This window comes from Delftia lacustris, assembly GCF_040267515.1.
GTDB classification, from domain to species: domain Bacteria; phylum Pseudomonadota; class Gammaproteobacteria; order Burkholderiales; family Burkholderiaceae_C; genus Comamonas; species Comamonas tsuruhatensis.
The window spans coordinates 3,445,151-3,468,200 of the sequence record NZ_CP141274.1; the positions used below are offsets into that span (position 1 = coordinate 3,445,151).

Below are 23,050 nucleotides of genomic sequence, written 5' to 3' on the forward strand. Positions count from 1 at the left end.
CCTCAACCCAGCGACTGCGGATTCACGAACCCCGCCACCTGCTCGTAATGGCGAGCAATGGCGCGCAGCTCGTCCTGGCTGATCAGCTCGTCGATATGGCCGAAGGGCTGGCCGCCGCTGAGCTCGTCGGCCTTCATGATGATGAAGTCGGGCGGTGTGGAGCGGTTGGTCAGCACCACCTGGCTGGTGGCGGGCAGGCGGCTGGCCTCGTAGGCTGCCAGCAGCGCCAGCGGGTCGCCCTGCGGATCGGCGGCCAGCAGGTCGGCCAGCACCCGCGCATCGCGCATGGCCTGGGCCGAGCCGTTGGAGCCGCGCGGATACATGGGGTGGGCCGCATCGCCCAGCAGGGTCACGCGGCCGAAGCTCCACTGGTCCACGGGGTCCTTGTCCACCATGGGGTACTCGAAGATGGTCTCGGCCGAGCGGATCAGGGCCGGCACATCCAGCCAGTCGAAGGTCCAGCCGCCGAAAATCTCCAGCACATCCTCCATGCGCCCGGCGCGATTCCAGTCATTCATGCGCATCTGCGGGTCGCGGATCTCGGCCACCCAGTTGATGCGCTGCATGCCCTGGCCGTCGACGTTGTCCTCGATGGGATAGATCACCATCTTGCCGGTATCGACCGAGCCGATGCGCAGATAGCTCTTGCCCGTGAGGATGGGCTTGAAGCGCGAGACGCCGCGCCAGGTGTTGATGCCGCCAAAGGCCAGCTCCTCCTGCGGATAGAACTGGCGCCGCACGGCGGAGTTGACGCCATCGCAGGCCACGACGATGTCGGCCGTGGCCGACGGCGGCACATGGCCCTGGGCATCCGGCGCGAAATGCACGGTGGCGCCATGGGCCGACTGGTCCACACGCACGCAGCGGTGGCCCGTGTGCACTGCGCCCGGGCCCAGGCGCTGCACGGCGGCCTCGAAGAGAACGCGGTGCAGGCGGCCACGGTGGATGCCCAGTTCGGGTAGCTCATAGCCGGCATGGCGGCCGCGCGGCTCGCGGTAGACGAACTGGCCATAGCGGTTGAAGAACACGCTCTCCAGGTTCTCGATCGCCAGGGCCTCCAGCTGCGGCTGCAGGCCCAGGTCGCTGAGTTCACGCATGGCATGCGGCAGCAGGGTAATGCCCGCGCCGATCTCGCGGACCTCGGGCACGGCCTCGAAGACTTCGCAGGCAATGCCTCTTTGATGCAGGGCCAATGCCAGGCACAGGCCTGCGATGCCGCCCCCCACGATCGCTACTTTCATCCGCTGACTCTCCATGCTTTCTCCAGGGGCGCTGTTGGCGCCCGCCCCGCCTACTCGGCGGTAATCCCCCGCGCCTTGACCAGATCGGCCCAGCGCCGGGCGTCCTTTTGCACCAGGGCCTTGAACTCGGCCGGCGTGCTGCCGGCCGGATCCATGCCCTGGGGCGCGAAGGCATGCCGGACTTCCTCCGACGCCAAAATCGCGCGGATCTCGCGATTGAGGGCATCGACCTGGTCCGCCGGCATGCCGGCCGGCGCAAACACGCCGTACCACATATCCACGTTCACATCGCCCGCCTTGGCCTCCTTGAGCGTGGGCACATCGGGCAGCAGCGGGTGGCGCCGCTGGCTGCCAATGCCCAGCGCGCGCAGCTTGCCGGCCTTCACATGCGTCAATGCCACATGAATGGGCAGGAACATGCATTCCACCTGGCCGCCCAGCAGGTCCGTCAGCGCCGGCCCTGTTCCGCGATAAGGGATGTGCGTGATCGATACGCCCGCCGTGCTCTTGAAAAGCTCCATCGCCATATGGTGCGGAGTGCCCACTCCCGGCGATGCGTAATTGATGCGGCCCGGCGAGGCCTTGGCCGCCTTCACCAGATCGGCCGCCGTCTGATAGGCGGAGGCCGTGGGCGTCACCAAAATCAGCTGCCCCCAGCTGGTCAGCGTTACAGGCTCGAGGTCCGTCAGCGGATTGAATGGCAATTTGGGATACAGCGATGCGTTCATCACCAGGGTATTCACTGTCACCAAAAGCGTCTGGCCATTGGCAGGCGAGCGCACAACGGCCTCGGTTCCGATATTTCCAGAGGCGCCCGGCTTGTTCTCCACCACCACGGGCCGGCCCTGGCGCTTGGCCAGCAAAGGCCCGATCGTTCGCGCAATCGTGTCGATTCCAGTCCCCGGAGTGAAAGGCACAATCAATTTCAGAGGCACACTCTCGGTGCTGGCGATGGCACCTGCTACGGGTAAACCCAATACTCCCAATCCGCTTGTCTTCAAAAATTGCCGTCTGCCAACAAAATTTCGCATGTAGACCTCTTTTGTAGTTAGCATGCAAACGCATGGTAATCATGCACCAGAATGGGCACAATTGGTGGAAATCGAATGAATACTGGACATCTCTGCAAGAATACTAGACGCATATGGACACGATGACGCCTGCACCACTGCCGCTATATCAGCGCCCTGGCTTTTTGCTGCGGCGCGCCCACCAGATTTCGGTCGGCATTTTTGAAGAGCAATGCCGCCCCCTGGGACTGACGCCGCCACAGTACGGCGCCCTGGTCCTGATCGACGCCTCCCCCGGCTCCGACCAAAGCTCCCTGGCGCGCGCCATGGGCTTCGACAAGGTGACCACGCTGCGCCTGGTGCGCGGGCTGGAAGAGCGCGAGTACGTGCACCGCGCGCTGAGCACGCGTGACCGCCGCCAGCACCAGCTCACGCTCACCGAAAAGGGCCGGGCCCTGCTGGCCGCCAGCGTGCCGCTGGTGGACCAGGCCTATCACCGCCTGGTCTCTCCGCTGGAAGACGAGGAACTGCAGGAGCTTTTGCGCCTGCTGACCAAGCTGGAGTCCGGCCTGGGCGCCAGCGCCCGCGTGAAGCTGGAGCCGCTGCACAAGCCCGCCGCCCGCGCCGTACACCACTCCAGTCCCGCTGCAGACGACCGCCTGCCGGCCACCGGTACGGACTGAGCCTTCAAGCCCTGAACCCGCATGGCCTGCGAACATCGCAGGCCATGTTTTTTTGCGTGGCCGAGTTGGCATGCCGATGTGCAAAAACGCACATGCATACTGCAAACATCTCCATTGCTTGCGAAAAACCGCACAGCTACCATGCGATGAACGCCCGGCGCACGGCATGCCGGGCCGACACCACCGCAACAGGAGACAAGCCATGAATGCATCCACGTCCGCCAAGGTTTTGGCGCCCACGGTCAAGCTGCTGATCAACGGCAAGCTGGTCGAATCCCAAAGCACCCAATGGCGCGATGTGGTCAACCCGGCCACGCAGGAAGTGCTGGCCCGCGTGCCCTTTGCCACGCCCGACGAGGTCAACGCCGCCGTCGCCAACGCCAAGGAAGCCTTCAAGACCTGGCGCAAGACGCCCATCGGCCAGCGCGCCCGCATCTTCCTGAAGCTGCAGCAGCTGATCCGCGAGAACATGAAGGAGCTGGCCGCGCTGCTGACCGCCGAACAGGGCAAGACCCTGCCTGACGCGGAGGGCGATGTCTTCCGCGGCCTGGAAGTGGTGGAGCATGCGGCCAACATCGGCTCGCTGCAGCTGGGCGAGCTGGCCAACAACGTGGCCAACGGCGTGGACACCTATTCCGTGCTGCAGCCCCTGGGCGTGTGCGCGGGCATCACCCCCTTCAACTTCCCGGCCATGATTCCGCTGTGGATGTTCCCCATGGCCATTGCCACGGGCAACACCTTCGTGCTCAAGCCCTCCGAGCAGGACCCCATGGTCACCATGCGCCTGTGCGAGCTGGCCCTGGAAGCCGGCATTCCGCCCGGCGTGCTCAACGTGGTGCACGGCGGCGAGGACGTGGTCAACGCCATCTGCGACCACCCCGACATCAAGGCCATCAGCTTCGTGGGTTCCACCAAGGTCGGCACCCATGTCTACAACCGCGCCAGCCTGGCCGGCAAGCGCGTGCAATGCATGATGGGCGCCAAGAACCACGCCATCGTCATGCCCGACGCCAACAAGGAGCAAACGCTCAACGCCCTGCTGGGCGCAGCTTTCGGTGCGGCAGGCCAGCGCTGCATGGCGCTGTCGGTGGCCGTGCTGGTGGGCGATGCACAGAAGTGGATTCCCGAGCTGGTGGAAAAGTCCAAGACCCTCAAGGTCAGCGGCGGCACCGAGCCCGGCACCGACGTGGGCCCGCTGGTGTCCTGCGCGGCGCTGTCGCGTGTGGAAAGCCTGATCGAACGCGGACTGGCCGACGGCGCCAAGCTGGAACTGGACGGCCGCAAGCCCCAGGTGGCCGGCTACGACAAGGGCAACTTCGTCGGCCCCACCGTGTTCAGCGGCGTCAAGCCCGGCATGAGCGTCTATGACCAGGAAATCTTCGGCCCCGTGCTGTGCCTGGCGGCTGCCGACAGCCTGGACGAGGCCATCGAGTTCATCAACGCCAACCCCAACGGCAACGGCACGGCCATCTTCACGCAGTCGGGCGCTGCGGCGCGCAAGTTCCAGGAAGACATCGACGTGGGCCAGGTCGGCATCAACGTGCCGATTCCCGTGCCGGTTCCCCTGTTCTCCTTCACGGGCAGCCGCGCCTCCAAGCTGGGCGACCTGGGCCCCTACGGCAAGCAGGTCGTGCTGTTCTACACGCAGACCAAGACCGTCACGGCGCGCTGGTTCGACGACAGCACCACCAGCCAGGGCGTGAACACCACCATCAGCCTGCGCTGATGCACGGATGGGCGGGCCTGGATTGATCCGGGGCAGGCCCCGGCTCTGGGATGATGGCGGCATGCGTTTTCCAATGACCGCCTCCCTCTCCCGGGGCCTGGGTGCCGCCTTGCTGACCGCCCTGGCCGCCCTGCCCCTGACCCTTCACGCGCAGGCCGGTGCAGCCTGCGACCCGGCCTCCACCGCCGCCGCCAGCCGCAATGCCTGCGCGGTCCAGGCCTTCCAGGAGGCCGACACCGCGCTCAACATCCGCTACCTGGACGTCATGCAGCAACTGCCCCAGGGCAAGCGCACGGGCCTGCGCCACGACCAGAACGGCTGGATCAAGGGCCGCACGGCGCGCTGCAAGGCCGCCACGCGCGACAGCGAAACCCAGCCCGAAGGCCCGCGCCTGTACCACGAATGCCTCACGGCCGCGACACAGGAGCGCATGCAGGCGCTGGAGCGCTGGCTGCAGCACTGACCGCCGCACGCACCCACAGCCACCGAAAGCCACCCCAGAACAACAAGGGCCCCAGAGCCCAACGCAGGAGACAAGCCAGCCATGGACTTCGAACTCAACGACGACCAGCGCGCCTTTGCCGAATCGGCCCGCGCCTTTGCCCAGGCCGAACTCGCGCCCCATGCCGCGCACTGGGACCGTGAATCCATCTTCCCGCGCGAGGCCATCGCCAAGGCGGGCGAACTGGGCTTTTGCGGCCTGTACGCGCCCGAGAACGCAGGCGGCCTGCAGCTGCCGCGCCTGGACGCCACCATGGTCTTCGAGGAACTGGCCGCCGTCGATCCCTCCACCACCGCCTTCATCACCATCCATAACATGGCCACCTGGATGCTGGGCACCTGGGCCACCGACGCCGTGCGCGCCGAATGGGGCGAGGCCCTGACCAGCGGCCGCAAGCTGGCCAGCTACTGCCTGACCGAGCCCGGCGCGGGCTCGGACGCCGGCTCGCTCAAGACCCGGGCTGAACTGGCGGGCCATGAATACATCATCAACGGCGCCAAGGCCTTCATCAGCGGCGCGGGCAGCACCGACATGCTGGTGCTGATGGCCAGAACGGGCGACGCAGGCTCGGGCGCCAGCGGCATCTCCGCCTTTGCCGTGCCCGCCGACCTGCCCGGCATCAGCTACGGCAAGAAGGAAGAAAAAATGGGCTGGAACAGCCAGCCCACGCGCGTCATCAGCTTCGACAACGTGCGCATTCCCGCCCAGAACCTGCTGGGCCGCGAGGGCGAAGGCTTCAAGATCGCCATGAAGGGCCTGGACGGAGGGCGCATCAACATCGCCACCTGCTCCGTGGGCGCCGCCCAGGGCGCGCTCACCCAGGCCCAGCAGTACATGCACGAGCGCAAGCAGTTCGGCAAGCCCATTGCCAGCTTCCAGGCCCTGCAGTTCAAGCTGGCCGACATGGCCACCGAACTCGTGGCCGCGCGCCAGATGGTGCGCCTGGCCGCCTCCAAGCTCGATGCCGGCGCGCGCGACGCTTCCACCTACTGCGCCATGGCCAAGCGCTTTGCCACCGATGCCGGCTTCATGGTCTGCAACGAAGCCCTGCAACTGCACGGCGGCTACGGCTACATCCGCGAATACCCGCTGGAGCGCCTCATGCGCGATGCCCGCGTGCACCAGATCCTCGAAGGCACGAACGAAATCATGCGCGTCATCATCGCGCGGCGCATGCTGGAAGGCGATGCGCCGGACATGATCCGCTGATTCATCCACATCCAGCCCGCGCCATGCCCGCCCGCCCGCTCTCCGACACCACGCTGCACCTCATAGACGCCGTGCGCGAAGCCCTGGCCGGCTGCGACGACGTGCAGGAAAAGCGCATGTTCGGCTGCCATGTCTTCATGGTCAACGGCAAGCTGTGCCTGGGCGTGGAAGACGACGAACTGCTGGTGCGCCTGCCGCCCTCGCAGCACGCCGCCGTGGCCGAGACGCCGGGCCTGCGCCCGCTCTCGTCCAAAGGCCAGATGGACGGCTACTTCTTCATTGGCCCCGCCGCCTACGCCACGCGCCAGCAGTGGCAGCACTGGATTGCCCAGGCCCTGGCCTTCAACCCCCACGCCAAGGCCACGCCCCCGAAAAAGCGCAAACCCCAGGCCAGCGAACCCGCGCCCGCCGACGCAAAGACACCGCCAGCGCCCCCCGCCCCGGCCGGGCGCCGCACACGCAAGCACCCCATCTTCGGCGACGAATAAGCCCCTTTGCAGGAGAGCCCCATGCCCATCCGCATCGTCCAGCTAGGCAGCCCCCGCCACGCCGATGAAGGCCTGCGCATAGGCACCGTGCGCCGCCCGCCGCGCGGCGTGCCCAAGGCCGAATTCGCCAGCCGCGACTACTACGACGTCTGGTACCCCGAACTCTCGCCCCAGCCCGACACCATGCACACCGCGCTCGAATCGCACCGCCTGCAGGACCACGGCCAGCAGGCCGAGGCAGACAAGCTCTGGCAGCAATTCGTGCGCAAGTTCCGCAAGGAAATGGGCGAACCCGCCGCCAGCCGCACCCTGGACCTGCTGGCCGCCCTCTCGCAGCACAGCGCCTTCGCCATCGGCTGCTACTGCGAGCAGGAGGCGCGCTGCCACCGCGGCATCCTGCGCTCCCTGCTCAAGGAACGCGGCGCCGACATTGCGAACGGTGACAAGGACACCGGCGACATGGACCCCGGCGAAAACTACACCGACGACACGGTCCACTGAGACACACCACAAGCTTCACAACACAGGAGACAAGCACATGCAGATCGCATTCATCGGACTCGGCAACATGGGCGGCCCCATGGCCATCAACCTGCACAAGGCCGGCCACACGGTCAAGGCCTTCGACCTCTCCAAAGACGCCTGCGCCAAGGTCGCTGCAGAGGGCGTGAGCATTGCCGCCAGCGCCGAGGACGCCGTGCAGGGCGCAGAAGCCGTGGTCTCCATGCTGCCCGCCAGCCAGCATGTGGAAGGCCTCTTCCTCGGCCGTGACGGCGCGGCCGGCCTGCTGCAGCGCATTGCCAAGGGCGCGCTCATCATCGACAGCTCCACCATCGCCGCCGCCACCAGCCAAAAGGTCGCCAAGGCCGCCGAAGCCGCAGGCATTGCCTTCATCGACGCCCCCGTCTCCGGCGGCACGGGCGGCGCCATTGCTGGCACCCTCACCTTCATGGTGGGCGGCAGCGACGCCGACCTGGAGCGCGCGCGCCCCCTGCTCGAAAAAATGGGCGCCAACATCTTCCACGCCGGCGCCGTGGGCGCGGGCCAGACCGCCAAGATCTGCAACAACATGCTGCTGGGCATCCTCATGATCGGCACCAGCGAAGCCATCGCCCTGGGCGTGGCCAACGGCCTGGACCCCAAGGTCCTCAGCGAAATCATGCGCCGCAGCTCGGGCGGCAACTGGGCCCTGGAAAAATACAACCCCTTCCCCGGCGTCCACGAAAACGCCCCCGCCTCCAAGAACTACGCAGGCGGCTTCGGCACCGACCTCATGCTCAAGGACCTGGGCCTGGCCCAGGAAAACGCCATGGCCGTCAAGGCCTCCACGCCCCTGGGCGGCATGGCCCGCGCCATGTACGCCATGCACTCCATCGCAGGCAACGGCGCCCTGGACTTCTCCAGCGTCATCCGCTCCCTGCAAAAGAACGGCTGACGCCCCCGGCCCCGCCCCATCTCCCCGCCCCCAATCCCGTATGCCCGCGCCTGCGTCGGGCCGTCTGCGGGGTTGCAGTCCTGCCGCAGGACAGGACTGCTTCGTCAACTGACTCGCCGCAGTTGTCTGAACGGAGCGCGCAGCGCGCAGTGAGTTCTGCGGCGACCCCCGCAGGCGGCCCGACGCAGGTTGCCCCGCAGCGCAGCGAAGGGGTCGCGGGCATTCGGGTCGCCTTCTTTGATCTGACCTTTCTTGGCGAATCAAGAAAGGGCAGTCGGCTGCCGGGCCGAAACCCGGCCTCGAAAAACAACCACCCGGCAGGGCCAAAAACCAGAAACCCCGGTCAATCCAACCGGGGTTTTCTCTCTCGGCCACCCCCAACAGCCCTGCGTAAGCTGCCACGGCTACCCTGAATCGCCAGAGCGTCATCCATCACAACGAACACAAGCAACCATGACCACTACACCCCCCACCTTCTCCCCCATGCCCACAGCAGAAGGCTACTTCGGCCCCTACGGCGGCCAGTTGGTCCCGCCCCACCTCAAGCAGGCCATGGACGACATCAACACCGCCTACGCCGAAATCACCAAACGCCAAGACTTCCAGCAGGAACTGGCCCAGCTCTTCGCCGACTACGTGGGCCGCCCCAGCCCCATCTTCCACGCGCGGCGCCTGTCGGAGCAGCTCGGCGGCGCACAGATCCACCTCAAGCGCGAAGACCTCAACCACACCGGCGCCCACAAGATCAACCACTGCCTGGGCGAGGCCCTGCTGGCCAAGTTCATGGGCAAGAAGAAGGTCATCGCAGAAACCGGCGCCGGCCAGCACGGCGTGGCCCTGGCCACGGCCTGCGCGCTGGTGGGCATTCCCTGCGAGATCCACATGGGCCAGGTGGACATCGAGAAGGAACACCCCAACGTCACCAAGATGCGCATCCTGGGCTGCAAGCTCGTGCCCGTCACGCGCGGCGCGGCCACGCTCAAGGAGGCCGTGGACAGCGCCTTCGAGGAATACCTCACCAACCCCACCGACTACATCTACGCCATCGGCTCCGTGGTCGGCCCCCACCCGTTCCCGATGATGGTGCGCGACTTCCAGAGCATCATCGGCCGCGAGGCGCGCGAGCAATTCCAGGCCAGGCACGGCAAGCTGCCCGACCACGTGGCCGCCTGCGTGGGCGGCGGCTCCAACGCCATGGGCATCTTCACGGCCTTCCTGGGCGATGCCTCGGTCAAGCTCGTCGGCGTGGAGCCCTCGGGCGAAGGCACGGACAAGCCCGGCCGCCACGCAGCCACCCTCAGCATGGGCAAGCCCGGTGAAATCCACGGCATGAAGTGCTACGTGCTGGAAAACGCAGACGGCACGCCGGCTGCCGTGCACAGCATTGCCTCGGGCCTGGACTATCCGGGCGTGGGCCCGCAACACAGCTACCTCAAGGACCTGGGCCGCGTGCAGTACGAATCCGTCACCGACAAGGAATGCCTGGACGCCTTCATGCAGCTGTCGCGCGTGGAAGGCATCATCCCCGCGCTGGAAAGCGCCCACGCCGTGGCCTGGGCCATGCGCGTGGCGCCCGGCCTGCCCAAGGACCAGCACATCCTCATCAACCTCTCGGGCCGGGGCGACAAGGATGCGGACTACGTGGCCAAGGTGCTGGGCCTCTGAACGCAGAGCTTGCGCTGGATCAAACCGCAGCACGCCGGAGGGGGCAAAAGGCGCCCTCTCCGACAACCGCTCTCCGGGACGGTGGAGACAATGGCCCCGACCGTTGTCTTGTCCAACCCCATTCCCGGAAGGAGCCACACCCATGAAGCCTGCCCCGTTCGCACGCACCGCCGCCCTCTCCATCGCCCTGGCCCTGACCTGCGCCACCGCCGCCCTGCCCGCCGCAGCCAAATCGGTGGCCGAATGGCAGACCATCACCAGCCAGGCCAAGATCCCGCTGGAGCAGGCCATCACCCGCGCCACCCAGGCCGTGCCCGGCAAGGCCATCGAAGCCCAGCTGGACGACGGCGACGGCACGGGCCCGCGCTACGAAATCGAAGTCATCACCCCGGCCGGCGACAGCGTGGAAGTCTGGGTCAACGCCATCACCGGCCAGGCCGCCCAGCACAAGAATGACGGCGCCGCCAAGCGCAAGGACCGCCAGCGCCTGGAAAAGGCCAAGTCCACCATCGAGCAAGCCATCCAGGCCGCCACCCGCCACACACCGGGCACGCCCGTCAGCGCGGAACTGGACTCCCACTGGGGCCAGACCAGTTACCAGGTCGAAGTGCTGCAGGCCAACGGCACGCTCATGGAAGTCAAGATCGACGCCGTGGGCGGCGAAGTCATCCGGGCCAAGAAGGACTGACCCACGGCCCCAACCCAGCAGCGCGCTTCAGCATGGGGCGCGTTTTTTTTCGCCCATTTTTTGCCTCGTTCCCGCCATATCCGCAGGCCATCCGCACCTGCTGCGCCCTTCAGGCCAACGCCACCGACACCCCCTCATCCGCAAACCGCTTCGCCGCCCTGAGCAGATAGCTCACGGCATAAAGAATGGGGTCGTCGGCCTCATCGCCATTGAGATGCTCCACCACCTCAATAGCATAGCCCAGGTTCACCGCCGTGTCGTGCAGCAGTCCCACCAACTCCTTGTCCTCAGGCTCCAGCGACTGCGCCTGATCGGCCTTCACGTAGTAGATGCGCAGCAGATCGCGGCACACGCAACTGATGGCCGTGACCTTGTGGCGAGCGAGCAGGTCCAGCACATCCAGCGCAGCGCCCATGTGCAGGACGGCGTCTATGGCGAGGTCTTCGAGTTTGGGTGGGGGTGTGGTGGCGGAAGTTGGCTGGGGCATTGGGGCTCCTGTCGAGAGGGTCTCGGTCCCCAGGGTTCACCGAACGCGGTGGGGGCCAGATTGCAAAGCTTGCAACTTTGCCAAACCGCGGTCTGCCACCTGTAGTTGGAAATTTGTAAAGCTGCAAAGAGATTCTGCATGGAAGGCTGATAGCGGCCACGCCATGTCTGCAAGAGGCACAAGGTGTTGGGTTGCGCCCAGGAGATGTAGTTGGCAATGTAGATAGGGGAGTTGTGGACGCCAAACCGGAATTCGATGAAAGACTGCCGTCGGATGTGAGCTTGGCTCCGCAGTCATGCGGCATCACATAGTTGCCGCATCAGGGCAATCCATTCGTCGGGAAACGGACACCCCAGTCACCTGACAGACTAAGCCAATCTCACTCTCATTTTCAGATTCGAGACGTCACTCTAATGTACACTTTGGCACAAAACTCCCAACAGCAAGATCAATACCTATTGAATAATTTGACCTTAAATTAAACCCAATACTTTAGAAAGAAAATTACCAGTGAAAATAAGCATATTAACGGATAACCAAGCAACAAATAAGATTATTCAGCTAGTACGCAAGTGCATTTCGTTCGATGTTGCAGTGGCTTGGGCCGGGAATAATAAAGTCATCGAAGAAATGTTAACTGCAAAGTCAAAGATCAGAAAAATGGTCATTGGTACTCACATGTATCAAACAGATCCAAGTGTACTGCGAAGCTTCAGATCCTGCAAAGGTGCTCGCTGCATGAGACCAGTCGGCAGACTCTTTCACCCGAAGGCGTATCTCTTTCAATTAAATGAAGGATTCGCAATTATGGTCGGGAGTCACAATCTCACAGGAGGAGCTTTCGGAGGGAAAAACATTGAAGTCAGCGTACTAATTGAGACAAACGATAAAGACGATGTATTTGTTAATTTAGAAAACTTCGTGAAATCTAGTTATCAAAATTCCATTGAAATCGATGAAGATTTCTTGTTTGCTTACGAGACCCAGTACCGTATAAACAAGAATAATAGAAATGCACTGAATAATTTTGATTTTCTAAAAAAACCCCGAAATTCTGCTCAAATTTCTCCGCTAGATATTTCTTGGGATATTTTCATTGAAAAAGTACAGAATGATCGTCATCACAGTTTTGATGGGCGTCTTAAAATTCTGACTAAAGCCACAGAACTTTTCAAAACTCACAAATCCTTTTCAAGGATGTCAGAGCAGGAGCGCAAAGCTATTGCTGGCACATATGGCTCCAAGGAGAATAAACTAGACAGCTTGGATTGGGGTTGGTTTGGAACAATGACAGGCTTAGGATCTTTCACAACCCTCGTCAACAACAATCCAAACTTATTATCTCAAGCTTTAGATAAAATACCTTTGGACGGAGACATCACCAAAGAACATTATAATAATTATATACGCGAGTTCGTTATTGCATTTAAGGATCAGGTACGTACCGGGGGGGGTCGCGACTGCTAGCAGACTGCTCGCGATGAAACGACCCGATGTCTTCGTGTGTGTGAACGACGCCAATCGGATCGGTATCAGCGACGCGTTCGGTTCGGCACCTTCCACTTTGAACCTGGAAAATTACTGGGAGCGGATAATAATTCCTATTCAAAACAGCCCGTGGTGGATGCATTCCAGGCCACGAGAATCACAGGCTGGATCCATCTGGGACAATCGTGCCGCGCTTATGGATTGCCTTTACTATATTCCAAAAATTAATAACTAAAGGGCAATGGGTTAGCGCATCCGCTCGTTCATGCGTGTGTTGTGCAGACCTTCCCTAGGTAACAACCCAATAGAATGTCAGTGTTGGGGGCTGCCCTCGTTGGTGGTGCGGGTAGTGGAATTTCGGCAAAAGATATAGAATCTTGGGATGCAGGCGCTATCTACAACGATATTCAGATGACAACCAATAAAATTTCAAGGGAATTATTTAATTCTCAAGAAACTATCCGCTTTTCATTGAAGCAGCATATTTACAAGCTACATTTCGAAAAACTGCCACGAAATGGCACAGGAGGCCAATTATCAAAAATAAATTTATTTCTAAGCTCGGATGGCGGTAAAAAATGGAGATTACTTCGATTCAGAAGAAACTGGTGGCATCAAGGTTGGGCAATCATACACAAAGGACTCGGAGGTAGCTGCTGGCCACCTGCCGGTGAGGACGTAAGAGACGCCTTCATAAAAGATGAAAAATTCTCCATCTCTTATTGCAACCTTCATGAGCATGGAATCAGCGGACAGTCATATACTTGGCTAATGCAATACGATATAACAAAAGACAGATGGGATTTGTCACTAATTGAGGAAAGCAGATAAAATTATTCTTTAATATCATTTATTGCATCTGGTAGCCAAAGCAAAGGCTATACAAGTTCTAGGCACCATGCGGAAGAATTTCGCCAATACGGCAGACTACGCACCCGCGGACTCCTTGCCTGCCTGCGCAGAGCCCAGCCACCTCGTCCACGGACCGAAGAGCTCCCTTATCTCGCGCGCCCTGGCTACCTCCCTGGCAGCCGCGCTGATAGTGGCCTGCGGGGGCCGTGGGGGCGATTCGGCAACCTGATCGCCAACCAGCCGCAGCTGCTCGACAAGGTGAGCAGCGCCATGACGGCCTTCTATAACGCCACGGCCGAACTCGGCGTGGCCGACAAGGTCACGGCCTTCACCGCGTCGGACTTCGGCCGCACGCTGACGTCCAACGGCGACGGCTCCGACCATGGCTGGGGCAGCCACCACTTCGTGGTGGGCGGCGCGGTGCGTGGCGCGTCCTTCTATGGCGCGCCGCCGCCCATCAGCGTGGGAAACGGCAGCGGCAGCGAGGACCAGTGGCATGTCGGACAGGGGCGCCTGTTGCCCAGCACTGCCGTGGACCAGTACGCCGCCACCCTGGCGCGCTGGTTCGGCGTGGCGAATACCGAGCTGGCGGGGGTGCTGCCGCACATCGGCAACTTCGGCGGCTCGGCGTATCCCATCGATCTGGGGTTCATGGGCTGACGCCGTGCGCGCCGGGCCTGCACGGCCGATTCGAGTCAGCCTCTGGGTGGCCCTGAGGGCGCCTTTGACAATTCCGAATTTTCAAGGACCGGGATTGCGAAGACGATGGGGCCACTCAGTTCAAGTGGAGACAAAAATGCGATTCGAATTCCGCCCAATTGCCACACCAATTGCCACCCCAATTGCCGCGCTGGCCCGGCATGCACGGCATGGCTTGTTCATCGCAGCGGCCCTGTCCGGCGCGCTGGCGCAGGCGGCACCGCTGCCGTTGGACATGGCCACGACTTCCGAGCAGCGGTTTCAACTGGCCCTGGAGGCCCAGACTGCGGGTGACTACGCCTCCATGCTCGCGTTGCTGCGCCAGGCGGCCCGGGATGGCGAGCCACAAGCCCAGGAAACACTGGCATGGATTCTTCTGGCAGGCCCAACCCTGTATGGCACCGCGGTGAAAGCGGATCGCTGCGAAGCAGTGCACTGGCTGCGGCAAGCCGTTGCAAAAGGGAATCAAACGGCCAAAAACCAGTTGGATTTCCTGAACCGCCTGCGCAATGCGCCGAGTGGCAAGATGGCTTGCACATCCGAGTGGGAAGGGTGACATGCGCAAAATCCTTTTCGGATCGCAGCGCCATCCTCAAGAATGCGCTGCGGGTGCAACGCTACTGGGACCACGCCTGGAGCCCTGACTACCGCACCACGGACTTGTGCCCGTCCTCGCCCTGCCCTCAACCCGCATTCATCCCGCATTCACCAGCGCCTTTGCAAACGCCCTTTCACCCGCCACAGTCAATACCAGTTTTTGTGTCGCCCGCGTCGCAGCCACATAGAACAGTTTGGCCTCGTCCGCCGCATCTTCGCCTTCACGCGGCATCTGCCCCACTCCTGCAACGGCCACGACCGGAAACTCCAATCCCTTGCTGGCGTGCATTGTCATCACTTTGATGGTGTCGGCCAGTGGATCGAAGTCACCTGAACGATGTCGCACGCGATGCGGCAGTTTTCGGCGGCCAAGTGCCATGGCGCACTGGTTCATGGAGTCGTGATCGCGGCACAGGATGGCCATGTCACCCCAGGCGTGGCCTTCCTGATGCGCCGCAGCCAGCAGCTCGGCGATCTTGGCGGGCTCGTCCCGCAAGCTCGGCAGGCGCACGATCAGCGGCTCCTGCCCTTCGCGGCCGCAGCTGATGGGTTGCACCAGCGGAACACCGTCATCATCCTGGGCATTGGGTTGCAGGAACTCGGCGGCGACGCGGTTGGCAATTTGCAGAATCTGCCTGGTGTTGCGGTAGTTGATCTTGAGAATGGTCGTGCGCCCAGAGGCCTGGATTCCCACGCTCTTGAAGCTGAAGCCACGCGCCTTGCTCTTGCCATAGATGTTCTGGGCGCTGTCGTACAGGATCAACAGGCTGTTGGTCTCGGGGTCCACCATCTGGGTGACGAGCTTGAGCCATTCAGGCTGAAAGTCGTGCCCCTCGTCGACCATCACGGCCTGGTACTGCCCGGACGGAATCTGTTGCCGGTCCAGGCCGCGAATCACAAACTCCACCATCTGATCAAACATGCCCGGGCCCTGAGCGGGTAGCGTCTGACCATAGGCCACCAACTGCTGGCGACACCACTTGTGGAAGTTGCGGGCATGCACCCGATCGGCCAGGCCCTTGGCCGCAAACCAGGCATTGAGCTTCACGGCCAAGGGCTCGTTGTAGCAGAGCACGAGGATGGGCTTGGTCGAAGCGGTCTTGGCCAAGTGTTCCGCACGATAGCCAAGAATCATGGTCTTGCCTGAGCCGGCAACTCCGTGGATCACGCGATGCCCATCGCCCAGGCTGCGCGCGAGTTGCTCCTGCTGCAAGTCCATGACGCGCATGATGTCCGGCAGCTCGTCCGCGTCTTCCGGCAGAAGGCTGCCTTGCACCGGAACACGCACCTGCGGGAACATGATCCACCGCGTGCGCTCGAGCTGCGGCACCGACATGGCTTTGCCGAAAGCGTGGGGGAACATGTTCCACAGGCGCTGCTGAAAAGCCTCCGCATCGACGGATTCCAGCATCTCGTCCTTGCAGATGACCAGATGCGCATCAATCGTCTGGTCCAGTGCAGATTCTTCAAACTGCTTGCGCGTGATGTTGGTGAACACCACGCCGCTGCCCCAGGGAAATGCCAGCTTTCCCTGATGAGGGCCTTCGCCGTGAATGAGTTGCTGATCCCGCTCCAGCGCATTGACCACTTGAATGGCGCAGTGTCGCGCCTGGGCTGCCGGATTGATGACGACCTTGGGTCTTCCATCCACGATGAGCGTCCAGGCCTGTTTGGTCGCCTCTTGAACCGTCTCGAGCCGCCAATCCTTGGTCTCAAGAATCAGAACGCCCCTGCGTGGATGAATGACGACAAAGTCAGGATGCGTCTGCTTGGGGCCGATGGGCACGTCATACCAAAGCATGTAATCGTCTTCGAGCTTTTGCTCCAGCCGCTCGGCCAGCCGTCGCTCGCCAGGCGTCATGCGCCCAACGCACGCCCCCATCGCAGGAATCAGTACCGCCACTTTCTTCTCCTCCACAGAGCGGCTGAGGATACCGCACGCACTATCTCTTCAGGAATTCGATGACTGGCCAATCCCAAGCCATCGAAAATCCGGAATTGGATTCTGAACGGCTCTCTGTTGAATTTCCTCGACTCGCGGGGAAACCAGCATGGAATTTGAAGGCGCTTCTGAAATGACCAAGCAGAGGAGGATTTGATTGTGAAAGTGCTTGGCTCGGACGTATGCCTGCCATCTACGCACTCGACGACTACCGCTTTGGGCAATGCCGTAAGACTGCTGGAGGTCGAAAGGTCCAGCCATTGCGGCAACCCCGCACTTTCGCTGCAACGGCGGCGCTGCTCCGTGCAGATGCCATAGGAGGCGACATCAGCGTTGCGGCCCGTCGCAGCGCCTTCGCGCTGGACGAACCGCCCTGGATCGCCTTGGCCCCGTTGTCTTGCCTATGCCATGCAGTCGCAGTCGTAGTCCAGTCGCTCAGGGAGCGCCGTATTCGCTCAGTTTCTTGCTGAACCTAAAGGTCCACAGTCGCTGCGTGCGATCGTTGACGTCATTGGTGGTAAAGCGCAGGCTCGCCGCGCCCTTGGCGCATTGGCCGTCGTTCACGATCCTGCCGTCGGCGTCCACCATGCATTTGGTGACGTTCGAGCCTTCGATTTCCTTGCCGCTGGCGTCCAGCACGGCCAGCGAAACACCGAAGTCGGTGTCGTTGGTCAGCGCCAGCGTGTAGTCATCGACCAGTGCCAGGCCTTCGGCCTTCTCGGCCACCCAGCCGGTGGCGTTCAGGTTGAAGAGCCGGGTCTTCTTGAGCGTCACGACCTTGGAATAGTCCGAGCCATTGACCGGCTTGCCAGTCAGGCTGCTCTTTTCCAGGTCGGAGCCCAGCGCGGTGATGTCGGTGGCGTTGGCCGGAAACTCGATCAGAACCAGGTCGTTGAAGACTTTCTTGTCCTTGCCCGTGCCTTGCTCGATGGCGATGAATTTCCCCTTGCCCAGTGAGACCACATCACCCAGCTTGGCATTGCCGGTCTTGCCTTGGTTGTACCAGCGGCTGTCCACGGGCAAGGCAAACAGGCGGGTTTTCTCGGTGGTCGGGTCAAACTCCACCCAGCGCACAAAGCGCGCGTAGTCGCGCACGTTCTCCGATTTGCCAGTGGCGTCGGCAACGGCAGCGGTGGTGTAGTCGGCCTTGCCGTCGTCCAGGGGGCTTTGCAGGAAGCCGTGCAGCTTGCCGCTGGCCGCATCGATGCTCAGCCCCTCCATGCCACGGTTGGCGCGGCGCTTGGCGAGAATGGCCGGCAGATCGGCCGCGCCGGTGCCGGGCCCGTATTTCTTCTGGATGATGCCGGTCGCCGGGTCGATCTTCACGATGAAGGGTCCGTATTCGTCGGACACCCACAGCACATTGCGTGCGGCATCCACCACCACGGATTCCGTGTCCAGGCCGAATTCGCTGTAGCCCTTGGCCTTGCCGGGATAGGTGAAGGAGTCGTCCAGGACTTGCTCGCCCGTGTTGCCTGTGATGCCCCGTGGCTGCACGCGGCCGTTGGCATTCTGTGTGGCGCTGAATCTGAGCGGCAGGGTGGAGACGAGCCTGGCTCCGTCTTTTCCGAGGGCGATCACGCCGATGGACGGAGTGAAGTTGGGCGAAGGAAACACCGTGGAACTGGCAAAGCCCGCGGGATTGGAGCCGTCGGTGATCTGCGTGACCGGGCCGGTGGTCGCGTTCGGGCCGCGATCGGTGATGGCGTAGAACTCCAGCGTGCCGTCGGCACGCCTGCCCTTCAAGGCCAGGCCCGAACCGTAGGCTGGCAGAAAGCCCTTGGGAAAATCGGCCTTGGTGGCGGGGTGTTGGCCTTCGTAGGGGAAATAGAACCTGTCGTCGAACTGGACGTCCTGGCGCGTGACGGTGGCGCGGATGCTGCCGACGCCGGTGGTCTGCGTCACCGTCTCGGAGCCGGCGGCCTGGAGCGGGCGGGTGTCGGCGCAGGCGCTCAGCAAGGCAGCCGCGGCGGCGATCACTGCCATCAGGCAGGGAGAAGAAGTGGGGGGTCGCATGGCGAGTAGGTCTTGAGAAGAAGAGGCAAGCCTGACAGGTAGATAGGCAGATCGGCAGGCCCTGCGTGGCAAGGGCCTGCCCAAGCTTGAAGGCTTCGTTTCTGGAAAAGGCGCTGCGCCGCTCAGAACGAGTGGCTGATGCCCAGATCCACACCGGTCGAGCCGGCGTTGGCCACACCCGCAGGGCCGCCGATCAGGCCGACGCTGGCACCGTTCTTGTTGTTGACACGCGCCAGCCCTGCGTACAGAGAGGTGCGCTTGGAGAAGTCATAGACATATCCGATCGAATACTTGTCGGCCTTGCCGCCGCTGCGCGTGAGGGCAGAGGCGTTGCCGCTGAACTTGGCGCTGGCGTACTTGATGCGCAAGCTGCCTTGCCCCATGAGGATGGTCGCGCCCAGGTAGAAACCGTCCACCTTCCCGGAGGTTGCGCCGTTGACGGGCTCCCACTTCAGGCTGTTGTATCCGCCATTGAGCAGGAAACTGCCGAAGTTGTACGAGGCGCCCAGCACCAGGTCTTCCAGATCGCTGGTTGCAGCGATGGCGCTGGGCGAAGCCACGGCCGCGGTGCCGTCGATCCGGCCGTAGCCGATACCCACGTTCAGCGGGCCCGAGCGATAGCCCAGGTTGCCGCCTATGTACCTGCGGGCCTTGCTTGCGCCAGAGCCGGAGGCGTTCTCGTCGCCAAAGGAAACCGAGAACTGGCCATAGATACCGCCCAGGTCGCTCGGCAGGAAGTAGCCCACGGCGTTGCTGATGCGCGTGCGGTCGACCACGCCGCTTTGGCTGGCGGCGTTGTAGGCAGTCTGGCGGATCGTCTGGAACAGATTGGCCTGCACACCGGTGGTGGTGTCGGGGCCCGCGAAAGCGGTGAAGATGTTGTAGCTGGGGGTGTAGTCGCGACCCAGCCGGATTTCACCCCAGGAATTGTTGCTCAGCCCGATCGTGGAGCGGCGCTCGAAGCCAAGGGAGCCGCTGCTGCCGCCAGAGCCGACATCGGGATTGAGGCCGCCTTCAAGCCAGAGCTGAGCTCGGTTGCCGCCGCCGAGGTCCTCCGTGCCGCGCAAGCCAAGCAAGCTGGTCTTGCCTTGGCTGGAGTTCAGTGCATTGAGCCTGTTGCTGCCGGACTTGGCAATGGTGACACCGACGTCCACCACACCAAAAATGGTGACGGAAGATTGTGCCAAGGCCAAGCTGGAAGAAGAGGCGAAGAAGGTGCCCATCGCGAGTCCCAGAATGCGCGAGCACGTTTTTTGATTTTTCATTGGCGAGATACGAACCGAACTTATTAATGAGAATGACGGTAGCCTCCTGCCACCGCTGCGGGAACTCTAGGCAACACATAAGTATTCTTCGTGACAGCTGTGCCGTGTGACATGAAAGTCACAGCAGCGGCGGTGCCTGCGGCACGTTTCCTGCAGGGAAGCCCCATCGCCGCCACCCTTCAGCCATGGCCCGCACGACGGGGCAGATCATTCATTGCCGATTTGTTTGATTCATATTCGAGAAATTGGCGGAAATATGCATCCTTTTGCCATTTTCCCAATAAGGTTCTCGACTTCCATATTTTCAATGGCACATTTCGAGCGTTCGTCGATCGATTCATCGGTCATTGGGGACCCAAATTCAGCCCATTGCACAGCCAGTTCAACCCCATAGCCCCTGGGAGGGCGAAGTCCCACAAGAATTGCCGCACCGAGGACTGCAGCCTCAACATCGGTCGCACCAGCAGTCACAGCTATGATCCCCAGCAGCATCGCCGTCCCCGCCAGCGGCGAGCTGCCCCCTCTCCTCCACCCAACGCCCCGCCCCATCCCCCCATGATCCAAGAGTCCGAAGAGATTGCCCTGCTTCGCGAGGAAAACGCCCGGCTGCGGGCGCAGCTGGCGATTGCCACGGCGGGCCATGCCAGCGCCGTACAGGGCGCGGGCGCCAGCGATCAGGACCCTTTCGATGCGCAGGTCGCGGACCAGAAGACGCTGTTCTCGGATTTCATCGAGCATCTGCCGATAGGCCTGTGCCTGGTGGGCAAGGGTGGCAAGGTGCTGATGTCCAACCCGGCCTACCGCCATTTCCTGCCGGACACCCCCATCCCTTCGCTGCTGTCGGCCGAGGAAGACCGCGGGCGCTGGCGCAGTTGGGACAAGGACGGCAAGCCCGTTCCCCGCGACCAGTTTGTGGCCGCCCGCGCGTTCCGCGGTGAGCTGGTGGTGCCGGGCGTTGACTGTGTCTATGACACGCCCCAGGGGCTCGAGGTATGGACGCGCGTGTTCGGGGTGCCGCTGCGCAATGCGGACAAGGAAGTCGTGGCCACGGCCATCGCCATTTTGGACATCGATGCGGAACGGCGGGCGCTGGACATGTTGCGCCAGAGCGAGGAGCGGCTGGATGCACTGGTGCGCTCCTCCTCGGAAGTGCGCTACTCCATCAGTGCGGACTGGAGCGAGCTGCACCAGCTGGCAGGCGGCGGGTTCATCCCCGACACGCAGGCGTCCAACACGAACTGGCTGGAAGACTACATCCCCCCGGAGGACCGCGACCTGGTGCGCGCGGAGATCGCGCGGGCCATCCGCACGAAGACCGACTATGTGATCGAGCACCGGGTGAACCGGGTCGATGGCAGCGTGGGCTGGGCGTTCTCGCGCGCCGTGCCGCTGTTCGATGCCGCAGGCGCCATCACCGGCTGGCTGGGAGCGGCCTCCGACATCACCGAGCGCAAGCAGGCCCAGGCCGCGCTGGAGCGCTTGAATGCCACGCTGGAGGAACAGGTGGCAGAGCGCACGGCCGACCGCAACGCGCTGTGGCAGCTGTCTTCCGACATCATGATGCGCTGCACGTTCGAGGGCATCATCACTGCGGTCAACCCGGCCTGGACCGAGGTATTGGGCTGGCGTGAAGACGAGCTGCTGGGCACCACGCTTTTTCATCTCATCCATCCGGAAGATCTGGCGCGCACCATCCAGGACACGCAGGAGCTGGCCACAGGCATGGCGCATGCCCGGTTTGACAACCGGTATCGCCATCGGGACGGGAGCTACCGCTGGATCTCCTGGTCCACCCGTTCGGCGGCAGGCCGCATCAATGCGGTGGGCCGCGACATCACCTCCGAAATGGCCAAGGCCGAAGCGCTGGCCAAGGTGCAGGAGCAACTGCGCCAGTCGCAGAAGATGGAGGCGGTGGGCCAGTTGACGGGTGGCCTTGCGCACGACTTCAACAACCTGCTGGCGGCCGTCATGGGCAATCTGGAACTGCTGCAGCGGATGCTGGCGCGCGGCCAGGTGGACAACCTCACGCGCTTCATCCATGGAGCGCAGGGGGCGGTGCGGCGCGCCGCCACGCTCACGCAGCGGCTGCTTGCGTTCTCGCGCCGGCAGATCCTGGACTCCAAGCCCACCGATATGGCCGCGCTCCTGGCCGATTGGGAGGACCTGCTGCGCAGGACCGTGGGCGCCAGCGTGGATATCGACATCGTGCCGGCAGCCCATCTGTGGCATGCGCAAATCGATGGAACGCAGCTGGAGAACGCCATCCTGAACCTGTGCATCAACGCCCGCGATGCCATGCCCGAAGGCGGCCGGCTGACCATCAGGACAGCCAATATCGAGCTTGAAGAGGCGGCAGCCCGGGAGTGGGACCTTCCGCCGGGCGGTTATGTGTCGCTGTGCGTCACCGATACGGGCACCGGCATGTCGGAGCAGACCATTGCGCGCGCCTTCGAGCCGTTCTACACCACCAAGCCGGTGGGCCATGGAACAGGGTTGGGGCTGTCGATGATCTACGGCTTCGCGCGGCAATCGGGAGGAGCGGTCAGGATCTTCTCCCAGCCGGGCCAGGGCACCACGGTCTGCCTGTATCTGCCCAGGTGCGACGCCGCGCCCGTTGCAGAACGCGCGGTCGATACGGCAAGGCACGTGGTCGTTCCTGCCCAAAGGACCTTGCTGGTCGTGGATGACGAAGCCCCGATCCGCCATCTCATCGACGAGGCGCTTGTCGACCTGGGCTACACGGTGCTTGCCGTGGCAGATGCAGCCGCCGCGCTGCAGGTGCTGCGTGCCGGAACCCGGGTGGACATGCTGATCACGGACATGCGGCTTCGCGGCGGAATGAACGGCAAGCAGCTGGCCGACGAGGCACGCCTGGCCCGTTCCGACCTGCCGGTGCTCTTCATCACCGGGTTCACCGAGGCATCGCCCCTAAGCCAGGAAAACCTGCACCCCGGGACGCAGCTTCTGACCAAGCCGTTCACATTGGAGGCGCTGTCGCTCAAGGTGGCGGAGATTCTGGGCAGTAACGACGCTGTGCCATCGGACTGAGTCGTGTGG

The 23,050-nt window shown here is 62.8% G+C and carries 20 protein-coding genes and 1 pseudogene; 14 read left to right on the forward strand and 7 right to left on the reverse strand.

Going from position 1 to position 23,050, the window contains the following annotated elements; all coding sequences use genetic code 11:
• Window positions 1-2: 2 nt before the first annotated feature.
• Both U6958_RS17165 and U6958_RS17170 read right to left on the reverse strand, forming a co-directional pair.
• Window positions 3-1,241 (reverse strand): flavin-dependent oxidoreductase, encoded by a 1,239-nt coding sequence (locus tag U6958_RS17165; protein WP_074922191.1) that lies wholly within the window; start codon window positions 1,239-1,241, stop codon window positions 3-5.
• A gap of 50 nt (window positions 1,242-1,291) precedes the next feature.
• Window positions 1,292-2,272 carry a tripartite tricarboxylate transporter substrate binding protein gene (locus U6958_RS17170; RefSeq protein WP_016446007.1) on the reverse strand — a complete coding sequence of 327 codons (981 nt, stop codon included), beginning with the start codon at window positions 2,270-2,272 and terminating at the stop codon, window positions 1,292-1,294.
• A gap of 122 nt (window positions 2,273-2,394) precedes the next feature.
• Here U6958_RS17170 and U6958_RS17175 point away from each other — a divergent pair, with 122 nt between their 5' ends.
• From U6958_RS17175 to U6958_RS17215, 9 genes are all read left to right on the forward strand, one after another.
• A complete protein-coding gene (locus U6958_RS17175; RefSeq protein WP_223275353.1) occupies window positions 2,395-2,934 on the forward strand; it encodes a MarR family winged helix-turn-helix transcriptional regulator in 540 nt (179 codons plus the stop codon).
• Between the two features lie 202 nt (window positions 2,935-3,136).
• Window positions 3,137-4,660 carry a CoA-acylating methylmalonate-semialdehyde dehydrogenase gene (locus tag U6958_RS17180; protein WP_012205523.1) on the forward strand — a complete coding sequence of 508 codons (1,524 nt, stop codon included), beginning with the start codon at window positions 3,137-3,139 and terminating at the stop codon, window positions 4,658-4,660.
• A gap of 61 nt (window positions 4,661-4,721) precedes the next feature.
• Window positions 4,722-5,123 carry a lysozyme inhibitor LprI family protein gene (locus U6958_RS17185; RefSeq protein WP_052151730.1) on the forward strand — a complete coding sequence of 134 codons (402 nt, stop codon included), beginning with the start codon at window positions 4,722-4,724 and terminating at the stop codon, window positions 5,121-5,123.
• Between the two features lie 81 nt (window positions 5,124-5,204).
• Window positions 5,205-6,371 (forward strand): acyl-CoA dehydrogenase family protein, encoded by a 1,167-nt coding sequence (locus tag U6958_RS17190; protein ID WP_016446004.1) that lies wholly within the window; start codon window positions 5,205-5,207, stop codon window positions 6,369-6,371.
• A gap of 23 nt (window positions 6,372-6,394) precedes the next feature.
• Window positions 6,395-6,859, forward strand: a complete 465-nt coding sequence (locus tag U6958_RS17195) for a TfoX/Sxy family protein (protein WP_012205520.1) — start codon at window positions 6,395-6,397, stop codon at window positions 6,857-6,859.
• Between the two features lie 21 nt (window positions 6,860-6,880).
• The gene (locus U6958_RS17200) at window positions 6,881-7,360 is read left to right on the forward strand and encodes a DUF488 domain-containing protein (RefSeq protein ID WP_074922193.1); all 480 of its coding nucleotides are present in this window, start codon (window positions 6,881-6,883) and stop codon (window positions 7,358-7,360) included.
• A 37-nt stretch (window positions 7,361-7,397) separates the two neighbouring features.
• The gene (gene mmsB, locus U6958_RS17205) at window positions 7,398-8,294 is read left to right on the forward strand and encodes a 3-hydroxyisobutyrate dehydrogenase (RefSeq protein ID WP_016446001.1); all 897 of its coding nucleotides are present in this window, start codon (window positions 7,398-7,400) and stop codon (window positions 8,292-8,294) included.
• A gap of 453 nt (window positions 8,295-8,747) precedes the next feature.
• Complete coding sequence (gene trpB, locus U6958_RS17210) at window positions 8,748-9,959, forward strand: tryptophan synthase subunit beta (RefSeq protein ID WP_016446000.1); 1,212 nt, start codon at window positions 8,748-8,750, stop codon at window positions 9,957-9,959.
• A 142-nt stretch (window positions 9,960-10,101) separates the two neighbouring features.
• A complete protein-coding gene (locus U6958_RS17215; protein WP_016454747.1) occupies window positions 10,102-10,647 on the forward strand; it encodes a PepSY domain-containing protein in 546 nt (181 codons plus the stop codon).
• A gap of 109 nt (window positions 10,648-10,756) precedes the next feature.
• Here the strand turns inward: U6958_RS17215 and U6958_RS17220 are convergent, their stop codons facing one another.
• The gene (locus U6958_RS17220; RefSeq protein ID WP_074922195.1) at window positions 10,757-11,134 is read right to left on the reverse strand and encodes a hypothetical protein; all 378 of its coding nucleotides are present in this window, start codon (window positions 11,132-11,134) and stop codon (window positions 10,757-10,759) included.
• Window positions 11,135-11,644: 510 nt separating this feature from the next.
• Between U6958_RS17220 and U6958_RS17225 the strand changes: the two genes are divergently transcribed.
• The 4 genes and pseudogenes from U6958_RS17225 (at window position 11,645) to U6958_RS17240 (ending at window position 14,729) form a co-directional block, all read left to right on the forward strand.
• Window positions 11,645-12,601, forward strand: coding sequence for a hypothetical protein (locus tag U6958_RS17225; protein ID WP_143044595.1), 957 nt, complete (start codon window positions 11,645-11,647; stop codon window positions 12,599-12,601).
• A 339-nt stretch (window positions 12,602-12,940) separates the two neighbouring features.
• A complete protein-coding gene (locus U6958_RS17230) occupies window positions 12,941-13,453 on the forward strand; it encodes a hypothetical protein (protein ID WP_143044596.1) in 513 nt (170 codons plus the stop codon).
• A gap of 243 nt (window positions 13,454-13,696) precedes the next feature.
• Window positions 13,697-14,134, forward strand: a pseudogene (locus U6958_RS17235) (DUF1501 domain-containing protein); the annotation flags it as partial.
• Window positions 14,135-14,270: 136 nt separating this feature from the next.
• Window positions 14,271-14,729 carry a sel1 repeat family protein gene (locus U6958_RS17240; protein WP_074922199.1) on the forward strand — a complete coding sequence of 153 codons (459 nt, stop codon included), beginning with the start codon at window positions 14,271-14,273 and terminating at the stop codon, window positions 14,727-14,729.
• A gap of 138 nt (window positions 14,730-14,867) precedes the next feature.
• Here the strand turns inward: U6958_RS17240 and U6958_RS17245 are convergent, their stop codons facing one another.
• The 4 genes from U6958_RS17245 to U6958_RS17260 all read right to left on the reverse strand — a co-directional run bounded on the left by U6958_RS17245 (window position 14,868) and on the right by U6958_RS17260 (window position 20,485).
• Window positions 14,868-16,631: a DEAD/DEAH box helicase gene (locus U6958_RS17245; protein WP_074922201.1), complete on the reverse strand. Its 1,764-nt coding sequence runs from the start codon at window positions 16,629-16,631 to the stop codon at window positions 14,868-14,870.
• 516 nt (window positions 16,632-17,147) lie between these two features.
• Window positions 17,148-18,728: an esterase-like activity of phytase family protein gene (locus tag U6958_RS17250; RefSeq protein WP_074922203.1), complete on the reverse strand. Its 1,581-nt coding sequence runs from the start codon at window positions 18,726-18,728 to the stop codon at window positions 17,148-17,150.
• 122 nt (window positions 18,729-18,850) lie between these two features.
• Window positions 18,851-19,951, reverse strand: coding sequence for a porin (locus U6958_RS17255; protein ID WP_074922206.1), 1,101 nt, complete (start codon window positions 19,949-19,951; stop codon window positions 18,851-18,853).
• A gap of 273 nt (window positions 19,952-20,224) precedes the next feature.
• Window positions 20,225-20,485, reverse strand: a complete 261-nt coding sequence (locus U6958_RS17260) for a hypothetical protein (protein ID WP_143044597.1) — start codon at window positions 20,483-20,485, stop codon at window positions 20,225-20,227.
• A gap of 63 nt (window positions 20,486-20,548) precedes the next feature.
• Between U6958_RS17260 and U6958_RS17265 the strand changes: the two genes are divergently transcribed.
• Window positions 20,549-23,041, forward strand: a complete 2,493-nt coding sequence (locus tag U6958_RS17265; protein WP_074922208.1) for a PAS domain-containing sensor histidine kinase — start codon at window positions 20,549-20,551, stop codon at window positions 23,039-23,041.
• The last annotated feature ends 9 nt before the right edge of the window (window positions 23,042-23,050 follow it).

Excerpts from the sequence above, each read along its gene's own strand:
- U6958_RS17165 (WP_074922191.1), bottom strand. The coding sequence starts at position 1,241 with ATGAAAGTAGCGATCGTGGGGGGCGGCATCGCAGGCCTGTGCCTGGCA.
- U6958_RS17170 (WP_016446007.1), bottom strand. The coding sequence starts at position 2,272 with ATGCGAAATTTTGTTGGCAGACGGCAATTTTTGAAGACAAGCGGATTG.
- U6958_RS17175 (WP_223275353.1), top strand. The coding sequence starts at position 2,395 with ATGACGCCTGCACCACTGCCGCTATATCAGCGCCCTGGCTTTTTGCTG.
- U6958_RS17180 (WP_012205523.1), top strand. The coding sequence starts at position 3,137 with ATGAATGCATCCACGTCCGCCAAGGTTTTGGCGCCCACGGTCAAGCTG.
- U6958_RS17185 (WP_052151730.1), top strand. The coding sequence starts at position 4,722 with ATGCGTTTTCCAATGACCGCCTCCCTCTCCCGGGGCCTGGGTGCCGCC.
- U6958_RS17190 (WP_016446004.1), top strand. The coding sequence starts at position 5,205 with ATGGACTTCGAACTCAACGACGACCAGCGCGCCTTTGCCGAATCGGCC.
- U6958_RS17195 (WP_012205520.1), top strand. The coding sequence starts at position 6,395 with ATGCCCGCCCGCCCGCTCTCCGACACCACGCTGCACCTCATAGACGCC.
- U6958_RS17200 (WP_074922193.1), top strand. The coding sequence starts at position 6,881 with ATGCCCATCCGCATCGTCCAGCTAGGCAGCCCCCGCCACGCCGATGAA.
- mmsB (WP_016446001.1), top strand. The coding sequence starts at position 7,398 with ATGCAGATCGCATTCATCGGACTCGGCAACATGGGCGGCCCCATGGCC.
- trpB (WP_016446000.1), top strand. The coding sequence starts at position 8,748 with ATGACCACTACACCCCCCACCTTCTCCCCCATGCCCACAGCAGAAGGC.
- U6958_RS17215 (WP_016454747.1), top strand. The coding sequence starts at position 10,102 with ATGAAGCCTGCCCCGTTCGCACGCACCGCCGCCCTCTCCATCGCCCTG.
- U6958_RS17220 (WP_074922195.1), bottom strand. The coding sequence starts at position 11,134 with ATGCCCCAGCCAACTTCCGCCACCACACCCCCACCCAAACTCGAAGAC.
- U6958_RS17240 (WP_074922199.1), top strand. The coding sequence starts at position 14,271 with ATGCGATTCGAATTCCGCCCAATTGCCACACCAATTGCCACCCCAATT.
- U6958_RS17245 (WP_074922201.1), bottom strand. The coding sequence starts at position 16,631 with ATGACGCCTGGCGAGCGACGGCTGGCCGAGCGGCTGGAGCAAAAGCTC.
- U6958_RS17250 (WP_074922203.1), bottom strand. The coding sequence starts at position 18,728 with ATGCGACCCCCCACTTCTTCTCCCTGCCTGATGGCAGTGATCGCCGCC.
- U6958_RS17255 (WP_074922206.1), bottom strand. The coding sequence starts at position 19,951 with ATGGGCACCTTCTTCGCCTCTTCTTCCAGCTTGGCCTTGGCACAATCT.
- U6958_RS17260 (WP_143044597.1), bottom strand. The coding sequence starts at position 20,485 with ATGCTGCTGGGGATCATAGCTGTGACTGCTGGTGCGACCGATGTTGAG.
- U6958_RS17265 (WP_074922208.1), top strand. The coding sequence starts at position 20,549 with ATGATCCAAGAGTCCGAAGAGATTGCCCTGCTTCGCGAGGAAAACGCC.